9 protein-coding genes and 1 tRNA gene are annotated in these 9,591 nt (G+C 64.6%); 7 read left to right on the top strand and 3 right to left on the bottom strand.

The window, feature by feature from the left end; all coding sequences use genetic code 11:
* The first annotated feature begins 23 nt into the window (after nt 1–23).
* Nucleotides 24–100, top strand: a tRNA-Met gene (locus tag X741_RS138205).
* Between the two features lie 148 nt (nt 101–248).
* On the opposite strand, the gene X741_RS138210 is transcribed toward X741_RS138205, so the two are convergent.
* Entirely contained in the window at nt 249–1,166 is a 918-nt protein-coding gene (locus X741_RS138210) for a LysR family transcriptional regulator (RefSeq protein WP_023780636.1), read from the bottom strand.
* A 136-nt stretch (nt 1,167–1,302) separates the two neighbouring features.
* Here X741_RS138210 and X741_RS138215 point away from each other — a divergent pair, with 136 nt between their 5' ends.
* Nucleotides 1,303–1,941 (top strand): DsbA family protein, encoded by a 639-nt coding sequence (locus tag X741_RS138215; RefSeq protein WP_023780635.1) that lies wholly within the window; start codon nt 1,303–1,305, stop codon nt 1,939–1,941.
* Between the two features lie 38 nt (nt 1,942–1,979).
* A complete protein-coding gene (locus X741_RS138220; protein WP_023780634.1) occupies nt 1,980–2,591 on the top strand; it encodes an NAD(P)-dependent oxidoreductase in 612 nt (203 codons plus the stop codon).
* 22 nt (nt 2,592–2,613) lie between these two features.
* Here X741_RS138220 and X741_RS138225 read toward each other — a convergent pair whose 3' ends face one another.
* Both X741_RS138225 and X741_RS138230 read right to left on the bottom strand, forming a co-directional pair.
* Nucleotides 2,614–4,083, bottom strand: coding sequence for an ROK family protein (locus X741_RS138225; RefSeq protein ID WP_023780633.1), 1,470 nt, complete (start codon nt 4,081–4,083; stop codon nt 2,614–2,616).
* Between the two features lie 74 nt (nt 4,084–4,157).
* Complete coding sequence (locus X741_RS138230) at nt 4,158–5,066, bottom strand: tagatose-bisphosphate aldolase (protein ID WP_023780632.1); 909 nt, start codon at nt 5,064–5,066, stop codon at nt 4,158–4,160.
* 287 nt (nt 5,067–5,353) lie between these two features.
* On the opposite strand from X741_RS138230, the gene X741_RS138235 reads away from it, so the two are divergent.
* From X741_RS138235 to X741_RS138250, 4 genes are all read left to right on the top strand, one after another.
* The gene (locus X741_RS138235) at nt 5,354–6,259 is read left to right on the top strand and encodes a sugar-binding domain-containing protein (protein WP_023780631.1); all 906 of its coding nucleotides are present in this window, start codon (nt 5,354–5,356) and stop codon (nt 6,257–6,259) included.
* 426 nt (nt 6,260–6,685) lie between these two features.
* Entirely contained in the window at nt 6,686–7,663 is a 978-nt protein-coding gene (locus tag X741_RS138240) for an ABC transporter substrate-binding protein (protein ID WP_023780630.1), read from the top strand.
* A gap of 98 nt (nt 7,664–7,761) precedes the next feature.
* On the top strand, nt 7,762–8,823 hold the full coding sequence (locus tag X741_RS138245; protein WP_023763950.1) for a ribose ABC transporter: 1,062 nt from the start codon (nt 7,762–7,764) through the stop codon (nt 8,821–8,823).
* Entirely contained in the window at nt 8,816–9,571 is a 756-nt protein-coding gene (locus tag X741_RS138250) for an ATP-binding cassette domain-containing protein (RefSeq protein ID WP_023780629.1), read from the top strand. The genes X741_RS138245 and X741_RS138250 overlap by 8 nt, the downstream gene beginning before the upstream one ends.
* Nucleotides 9,572–9,591 lie beyond the last annotated feature (20 nt).

The raw sequence follows: 9,591 nt of genomic DNA, 5'->3' as shown, positions 1-9,591 counted from the left end.
TCATTTGGCGGTGAGGAATATGACGCGGGGTGGAGCAGCCCGGTAGCTCGTCAGGCTCATAACCTGAAGGTCACAGGTTCAAATCCTGTCCCCGCAACCAAACTTAAAACGGCCCGCATCAATGCGGGCCGTTTGCATGTCTGGCGGCAAGTTCCAGACCATGAGGAGTGCCTCTCGTCGGCAATCGAACGGCACGGCTCCGCGCGTGAATGTAAGTTCTTGCTGACGATGTCGCGCGCCCGGCGGCGTCATGCCGTTTCGAGGCGGCGCGCGCGCTTTCTCTCGACCGCCGCGAGCAAGTCGACGAAGGCGCGCACCTTGGCGGGCCGGAAGCGGGCCGGCGGGAAGACCGCGTGGATACCGCCGGTCGGCAAGGTCCAATCAGCGAACACCGGCACCAGCCGTCCCTCGGCGATGTCATCATTGACACTGTAGTCCGGGAAGATGCCCAACCCGATGCCGGCGAGCACACAGGCCAGGGCGGCCGGGCTCTTGTCGCACATGATGATCGGATTGAGTTCGGTCAGCACCGTTTCCCCATCCCTGGAAAACAGCCACTGGCCGATGCCGCGCAGCTGCGCGTTGCCAACCCAGGCCAGCGATCTTGCCTGGAGCGGTCCGACGTCGGACGGCAGGCTCGCTGCAAAGGCCGGGCTCGCCACCACGATCTGCCGTATCGTGCCCAGGCGCCGTGCCTGGTTGGAGGAATCGGCAAGCCAGCCGACGCGGATGCCGAGGTCGATCTGCTCGTCCACCAGGTTGCTCACAGCGTCGTCGAAGATCGCCTCGACACGCATCTGCGGATAGGTCTTCAGATACGCAGCCATCACCGGCGCGACCACCTTAGCGCCATAGTCGAGCGGTGCGGTCAGCCTCAGCATTCCGGCGGGCTCGACCGCCCCGTGCGAGATCTCGCCATAGGCTGCCTCGGCCTCGCGCAAGATGATGGTCGCGCGGTCATAGAAGAGGCGCCCTTCTTCTGTCGGGGTGACACGCCGCGTCGTGCGCCGCATGAGCGTTGCGCCCAATTCTTCCTCAAGCTTGCCGATCTGGTGGCTGACCACGGCCTTGGCTACGCCCAGCCGGTCCCCCGCCACGGTGAACGAGCCGGTCTCCATGACCGTGGTGAAGTAGACGAGCCGATTGAGATTCAGAAGCTCGGCCATATGACCTGCCTTTGTCTGATTTGATCGGACAGTTTGTATTATTGGCTCTGGTTTATCGCAAGGTCGCCGTCTGCCACATATGGCCAGCACATTCCGGTGGGCCGCACCCGATGCCCACAGCAAGGACAGTATGATCGTGAGCAATCCGGACGTGACCTATCTTTTCGATCCGCTCTGCGGCTGGTGCTACGGCGCCTCCCCGATGCTTGACAGGCTGTCGGCCAGCGGCGTGCGCATCGAACTGCTGCCGACCGGCCTGTTCTCCGGCGCAGGGGCGCGGCCGATGGATGAAGCTTTCGCTGCCCACGCCTGGGCGAACGACCAGCGCATCGAGCGCCTGACCGGGCAGAAGTTCACGCAGGCCTATCGGCGCGATGTCCTCGATGTCCGTGGCACCTTGCTCGATTCCCATGCCGCCACGCTCGGCATCAGCGCTGCTGGCCTGGAAGGTCCCGGCGGCCGGCTGACGGCGCTGAAGGCGATCCAGCGGGCGCGTTATGTCGATGGCAGGGATATCGTGACGATCGACGGTGTCGCAGAAGTGCTTGCCGCCGCCGGCATGGCGGATGCTGCCGGCCTGCTGCAGTCGCCGACGGAACGGCTGATGAAGGCGCACCGCGAACTCGTCGGCCAAGGCCGAACGCTGTTCGAGCGCCTTCATGCCGACGGCGTGCCTTCGCTCGCGGTCATCCGCAACGACGCGCCCCGGCTCATCGGTTCGAACGCACTGTTCGGCAGCTTCGACAATCTTGTCGCCCATATCGCGGCGGCGTGATCTCTCCCAACTAACCCCAGCAAGGAATGGAAAAAGACATGGCAAAAGTCGCTCTCATCGGTGCATCGGGCGCCGTCGGTTCGCGCATCCTCAAGGAACTCTCGGATCGTGGCCACACAGTCACCGGCATTGCGCGACACCCGGAAAAGATCGCTGCGCTGCCCGGCGTCACGGCCAGGAAGGGGGATGTCTTCGACAGCCAAGCTCTCGCCGACCTGATCCGCGGCCATGACGTGGTGATCAGCTCGGTGCATTTTCTGGACAGCGACGCCGACACGCTGATCGCGGCGGTGCGTGCTTCCGGTGTGAAGCGCTACCTCGTTGTCGGCGGCGCCGGCAGCCTCGAGGTCGCGCCAGGCAAGCGTCTGGTCGATACCCCCGAATTCCCTGCAATCTACAAGGCCGAGGCACAGAAGGGCGCCGACTTCCTCGACAAGTTGAAGACCGTCGGCGATCTCGACTGGACGTTCCTGTCGCCGTCCGCCATGTTCATCCCTGGCGAGCGCACCGGCAAATTCCGCCTCGGCCAGGACACGCTCCTCGCCTCGGACAAGGGCAGCAGCATCTCCTTCGAGGACTACGCCATCGTCATGGTCGACGAGATCGAGAAGCCTGCGCATGTCAGGCAGCGTTTTACGGTCGGCTATTGATCAAACGGACTGACGTCCTGGTTCAGCCAGGTACATCCAAGCGGGCGGCCATGACCGCTCGCAGCCATGCCGTGATGGCATCGAAGTCGATCGGTTTTGTCGTGTCGACGTCGAAGAGCGGTCCGCGCCGCAGCGGTTCGGCACGCTTGGCGAGCTCGATCAGTTCGGGGATATAGGCGGCACCGGGATGGCCAGCGGGGCGCTGGTCGAGCCGGGCGCCATAGCGCTCGGCAAGGACCTCGCCGGGCGCGTGGCACCAGATTTCGACGGTCTGTTCGACCCCAGCTTTTCGTAGATAGTCCTCAAGAACTTCACGCGGCTGAAAGCCGAACCAGGCATCGATGACAAAGGTGCTGCCTGCCGGAGCTTCGCCGACGGCCGACCAGATCGCCTGATAGCTGGCGCGGCCGAGCGTGCGGTTGAATTCGCGGTCGCCGCCGCCAAGCACTTCGAGGAACGGATTCTTGATCGTGTCGAGCGCGAGCAACGGCCATCCCATGCGGTCGGCGATGCCGCGCGAGACGGTGCTCTTGCCGCTTGCGGGAATGCCGTTGACGAGCACGGCACGCCTGGCGTGGCCGGACTGGGCCAAGCGCGGAAGCGGACCTGTGCCCGGTTCCATGGCGAGTGCCTGGAGGCCAGCGCCGATCACGCCGGCGTCGTCGCCGAGCTGCGCGGGTTTCACCGGGCATTGATACCAGGGCGCCAGCGCCGGCGCTCGGCCGAGTGCTGTATGTGCTGCCCGGCCAAGGCCGCCGCCAAGCAGCACCATGTCGGGATCGAGCACGGCAACGGCCGTGTCGATGGCGGCACGCAACGGTCTCGCCCAGGCGTCGAGTATGCCGCGCGCCTGGATGTCGCCGGCCGCATCGCGGGCAAAAAGCTGATCGACAGAAATGTCGGCGCCGAGCCCGGCGCGCGCAATGTGGCGGCCGAGCGCGGTGCCTGAACTGGTGGTCTCGACGCAGCCGCGCCGGCCGCAGGCGCAAACCTCGCCGTCGACATCGACGGTGATGTGGCCAAGCTGGCCCGCCGTTGCCGAGCCACGCGTGATCCGCCGACCTTGAGCGACGGCGCCGCCAATGCCGGTGCCTATGGTGAACATGACGATGTTGTCCTGGCCGCGCCCGGCGCCGAGCGCCATCTCGGCGGCCAACGCCATGTTGCAGTCGTTGTCGATGATGACGGGCTTGCCTGTCATGTCTTCCAGGCGTTGCGCCAGCGCGACCGAAGCGAGGTTGACGTAGCCACCCGACAGGACGGCGCCGCGCCGCGCATCGACACGGCCGGGGACGCCGACGCCGATGGCCTTCACATCGGGCGTGTCGAGAAGGCGCACCATGTCGGCGATGCGGCCAAGCACCAGCTCCGGGTCGGGCGCGCTTTTTTCGGAAACGCGCTTGAGGATTTCACCGGTCCCGGAGACGCGGGCGGCACGCAGATTGGTGCCGCCTATATCGATCCCTATGCTGAGGGGCATGACGTCCTGCATCTGTTTTTCCGCAAATTCCGGACGCAAAACCGCTTCACACTTTTGCTGGAACAGCTCTAGTCCAAACGCAATTGTCAGGCAGCTGCTTTTTGCCGGTAGTGCCCGATCACTGCCTGGATCTCACGCAGTCGCGGCACTGCGATGGTCTTAAGCCTTTCTCGCTGGATGTCACGATCGAGCGAGATGCAGTCTTTCCACAGCGAACGGCCGGCGATGACGCCCGAGGCGCCGTTCTGCATGGCGATCTCGACCTGGCCGAGGAATGTTGCGTGGTTGACGCCGGCCGAAAGCACCGCCCATGGCACCTCGCCGGCCATTCGGGTGATGTTGGCACAGGCTTCGGGCGTGCCGGGATAGGGAAGCTTCAGCACCTTGGCGCCGCATTCCAGCGAGATTCTGGTGCCTTCCTCGACAAGCCATGGCGTCCTGGCCGCATAGTCCTCGGGGCTTTCGCCTTCGAGCGGATAGGTCAGGAACTCGACGACCAGCAGCAGGTCCTCCTTGCCGAAATCGGCGATGCACTGGCGCAGGATGGCGATGTTGTGTTCGTTGGCTTGCGGCTTGTCGGCCCGCAGATAGACCATGATCTTGCCGCCCGTGCCGCCCAGGGCGCGGACACGGCGCGCATCGATGCCTGGAACCAGGCGTGACAACCGGTAGCCCTCGGGCGAGACGTCGAAACCGGAGGCGTCGAGGCCGATGAGCAGTGCCGTATCGCGGTTCAAGACGCCCTCGTCGACGATGCGCGGCACCGCGCAGAGTGGGTCGAGCAGCACGCAGGATGCTGCACTGGCGAGGTAGCGCGTGATGTCAGCCTTGGTGTCGCCGAGCATGTCGTTGGTGATCTTGGCCTGCTCTGCCGGATCCGATGCCAACAAGGTCCGCATGCCGCCGCGCTGGTCGCAGGCGATGGCCACCATTGCCCCGTCCTTGCCGCATATCTGCTGGTAGCCGCGCAGCTCCGCGGTGGTCATCTTCGTCATGATCTTCAGTCCGATGTTGGCGCCGTCTACCGAGGGCGCGGATCCCGTGGAAACAACAATGTTCAGTTCTGCCCGCCTTTGCCGGCGAGGAGATTTTTTGCCGCGTGGTGCGCCGTCCGCTCTCAAAAACGGTGCCGGCCGACATTGTCGCATGGAAGCGGCCCCACGTTGCGAGTCGGCTGGATTTGCGCGATAACTCCCATCGGCGTATACGTGTGTAACACGTTGCTGAAAGGAATTGCAAGCTGTCTGTTCCCTCCATCCAGGATGCGACCGCGTCGCGGACACTGCTGCACACGGTCGCCAAGCTGCACTATTTGGAGGAGATGTCGCAGGTCGACATCGCGCGGCAGCTCGGTGTCTCCACCGCGACGATTTCGCGACTGCTGCAGCGGGCACGGGCGGAAGGGATCGTGCGTATCGAGGTTCTCGATCTGGCGACGCGGGAGGACATCACCAGGCAGTTGATCGACGGGTTGAAACTGCGGGATGCCGCGGTGGTCGAGACGCCGGCGGCAGGCACGCTGGCGGCGCTGGCGGCACCGCTTGGCGGGCTGCTCAGGCAGGCGCAACTGGTGGCAGGCTCCGTGGTCGCCATCGGCTGGGGGCGCGCCGTGCGCGAAGTGATCCGGGCCGGCCTGCCGCGCATACCGGGCGTGCTCACCGTCGCCGCCACCGGCGGCATGCAGCAGCACGCGGCGCATTTTCAGGTCAATGAGTTCGTGCGGCTTGCCGCCGAGGAGTTCGGCGGCACGCCGCACTTCATCCATGCACCCTATCTGCCGTCCACGGAGTTGCGGGATGTCTTCCTGCGCGATGTCGCCATCCGCGACGCCGTCGCCTTGTGGGAGAAGACCGACATCGCGATCGTCGGTATTGGCCTGCCGCATGCCATCAATGCGCCGGAGGCAAGTGCCGCCACGCCGAGCGAGCAGGCGTTGGTCCATGCGGCCGGTGATGTGCTTCGGCATTATTTCGATGTCGAGGGGCAGCCGATCGCGTGGGAAGGGGAGAGCCGGATGATCGCCATGTCGCCGGCACAGCTTCGCGCCGTGCCGCAGGTGATCGGCCTTGCCGCATCGCCAGAGAAGGCGACGGCAATCATCGGCGCGGCTCGCGCAGGGCTGATCAACACGCTGGTCACCGATACGAAGACGGCGCAGGCCATACTCGCGACGCTTGCGCAGCGATAGGGTCGGCAGGATACTGGCGGCGGGATGGAGCCGGCTGCGGAAACAAGTTGTGTCGCCGCGAGGCGCGGGCAATAGTTTGCTGGGGCTCCACGGAGCAGTCGAATGTCGTACGGTGTGAAAAAACCCGGCGCTGCAAGCTCGGAAAAACCGAGTTGCAATTTATTTCTGCAAAGTGTTACAAGGCAGGATGCCCGCCAGCAAGGCGCGGCGGGGGCACAGTTTGCCGGACCTCGCGGAGGTAGGGGAATGGGGCTGTGGCCAAGTGTACCGGTCTGGCTGACCGGCTGACATATCGACTGGAGGGCGCTTGGGAGGAAAGCTGCCCGTGACGGCAAACAGGCGTTCACGCTGCCTTGTCCCTTAGCGGATGGCGGCCATTCCAATGTCACTTGCAACGGCAGATCTGCCAATAATGAGGAGGATGTCATGAAGAAGATTGTTGCCGCGCTCGCGGCGCTTGCCGTCAGTGCGACGGTGCTGATCGCGCCCGCGCAGGCGCAGGACAAGAAATACACCATTGCGCTCATTCCGGGCCTCACTACCGATGGTTTCTACATCACCATGCGCAAGGGCGCCCAGGCGGCTGCCGATGCGCTTGGCGTAAACCTGGTTTTCCAGGGCGCGCCGGAATTCAACCCGGTCACCCAGGTGCCGGTGCTCGATGCGGTCATCGCCAAGAAGCCTGACGCGATCCTGATTGCGCCGACCGACAAGGTTCAGCTGGTCGAGCCGCTGCGCAAGGCCAATGATGCCGGCATTCCGGTCATCACCGTCGACACCTTCATCGGCAGCGGCGTCTACCAGACCGGCGCGGGTGACGCCGATTTCCCGCTGTCCTACATCGCCTCCGACAATGTGCTCGGCGGCGAGATTGCCGCTCGCGCGCTGGCCACCGCGGTTGGCGACAAGGGCAAGGTCTATGTCTCGAACGTCAAGCCCGGAATCTCGACCACCGACCAGCGTGAAGAGGGCTTCAAGAAGGAGATGGCCAAGCATACGGGCATCACCGTGCTGGAGACCCAGTTCAACGACGACGATGCCAACAAGGCGGCCTCGCAACTGCAGGCCGTATTCGCGCGCAATCCGGACCTGGTCGGCGTGTTCGGCGCCAATTTGTTCTCGGCGCTGGGCGCGGCCAATGGCGTCAAGCAGGCCGGACAGACGGGAACCGTCAAGGTGGTCGCCTTCGACGCTCCGACCAGCATTGTCGACAACATCAACACCGGCCTGGTGGACGTGGCGATCGCCCAGCATCCCGCCGAGATCGGCTATTACGGCGTCGTTTCGGCCTATGCCCACCTGACCGGCCAGTCGATTCCGGTCACGATCGGCACCGGCTTCACGATCATGGACAAGTCCAATATCGCGGATCCGAACATCTCGAAGTATCTCTACTCCGAGTAGGTCGAGACGAGCCCGGCTCTTCCCGGTCCGCCGGGAGGAGCCCGTGCCGGGTTCTCGCCGAAGGCAGGACCTTTTTTGATGGCAGCCGCGGAGTATCCATGACCTCCACATCACCAGCCCAGCCGGCCGAGAAGCATGTCGCCCCTCAGGCCGATCACGGCGATCCGGCCAGGAACTGGATCGCACGCATAGCGGAGGCGCGCGCCTGGCTGTTCCTTGCCGGCCTGATCATCTGCTTCGAAATATGGTCGAGGACCGACTTCGGTGCGACCTTCGTGCTCAACCCGTTCAACCTGCAGTCCATCGCGATATTCGCCGTGGCGCCGCTGCTCTTGGCGACAGGGCAGACCTTCGTCATAATCTCGGGCGGCATCGACCTGTCGCTCGGCTTCATCATGGGGCTGGCCGCCGTCATCGCCGCGCATGCCACCAACATGGCGGGCGCGGCCATTCCCTTGCCGCTGGCTATGCTGGCAGGCATCCTTGCCGCGGTCATTGTTGCCGGCGTGCCGGGCGTCATCAACGGCTTGCTGATCTCGCGCCTAAGGGTTCCGCCTTTCATCGGCACGCTTGGCATGTTCGGCGTCGCGCGCGGTGCCGCCTTCCTGCTCGCCGGGGGCACGACGGTGCCGGTGCAGAATTCATGGTTCGCGCTGCTCGGCAACGGCAAGTTCCATGGCGTTCCCTATCTGGTGATGATCGCCGCCGTCTTCGTCGTCGTGATGCACTATCTGCTCAGCCAGACCCGGTTCGGCCAGCACAATTATGCCATCGGCGCCAACGTGCAGGCGGCGCGGCGCGCCGGCATCGACATCAGGGGCCACATCCTTCGGCTCTATGTGCTGTCGGCGATGTGCGCCGGCCTTGGCGGCGCGCTCTATGCCGCGCGCTTCACCGCGGGTGCCGCGCAAGCCGGCGAGCCTTTGCTGCTCGATAGCGTCGCGGCCGTGGTGATCGGCGGCGCCAGCCTGTTCGGCGGCTCCGGCACTATCTTCGGCACCGTGGCCGGTGCGCTGGTGATCGCGGTCATCCAGTACGGACTGGTCTTCGTCAATGTCGAGCCGTTCTGGCAATTCATCGCCGTCGGCATCGTCATCATCATTTCCGTTCTCATCGACCAGGCGCAGCGCCGGTTCAGTGGAGCCCGTCAGGATGAATAGCACCAACCAGAACGCACCCCTGCTGGAAGTCCGCAACCTGTCCAAGCACTTCGGTGCCGTGCGTGCGCTGAACGACTTCTCCATGGCCGTGCGGCCCGGTGAAGTGGTGGCGCTCGCCGGCGACAATGGCGCCGGCAAGACGACGCTGATCAAGGCGATATCGGGCGTGTTCCAGCCGACCGGCGGCGAAATCCTGCTCAGGGGTCAGCAGGTGACGTTCGCGACGCCTCAGGAGGCGCGCGAAAAGGGCATCGAGACGATCTACCAGGACCTCGCGCTTGCCGACAATCTGTCGATCGGCGCCAACATCTTCCTTGGCCGCGAACCGATGCGCAAGGCGTTCGGCTTCCTGCCGGTGCTCGACCGCAAGGCGATGGCCACGGCGGCCAAGGAGACGATGGGGCGGCTGGATTTCCATGTCAGCCGGCTCGAAGCCCCGGTCAGCAACTTCTCCGGCGGCCAACGCCAGGCCGTCGCCATCGGCCGCGCCGTCTACTGGGATGCGCAGATCCTGATCATGGACGAGCCGACTGCCGCCCTTGGCGTGCCGGAGCAGCGCAAGGTGATTTCGCTCATCCACCAGCTCAAGGCGCAGGGGCGCGGGGTGATCTTCATCTCGCACAATCTGCAGGACATCTTTGCCGTCTCGGACCGCATCGTGGTGTTGCGGCGCGGCATCCAGGCCGGCGAGCGCAAAATCTCCGAGACTAACCATGACGAAGTCGTCAGGCTGATGGTCGGCGGCTAGAGCATTTCACCGTTTCACGG

Source organism: Mesorhizobium sp. LNHC221B00, from assembly GCF_000502935.1.
Taxonomy (GTDB): Bacteria; Pseudomonadota; Alphaproteobacteria; order Rhizobiales; family Rhizobiaceae; genus Mesorhizobium; species Mesorhizobium opportunistum.
Note: the sequence above shows the minus strand (reverse complement) of the source record. Positions and strands in the feature narration are given on the sequence as shown.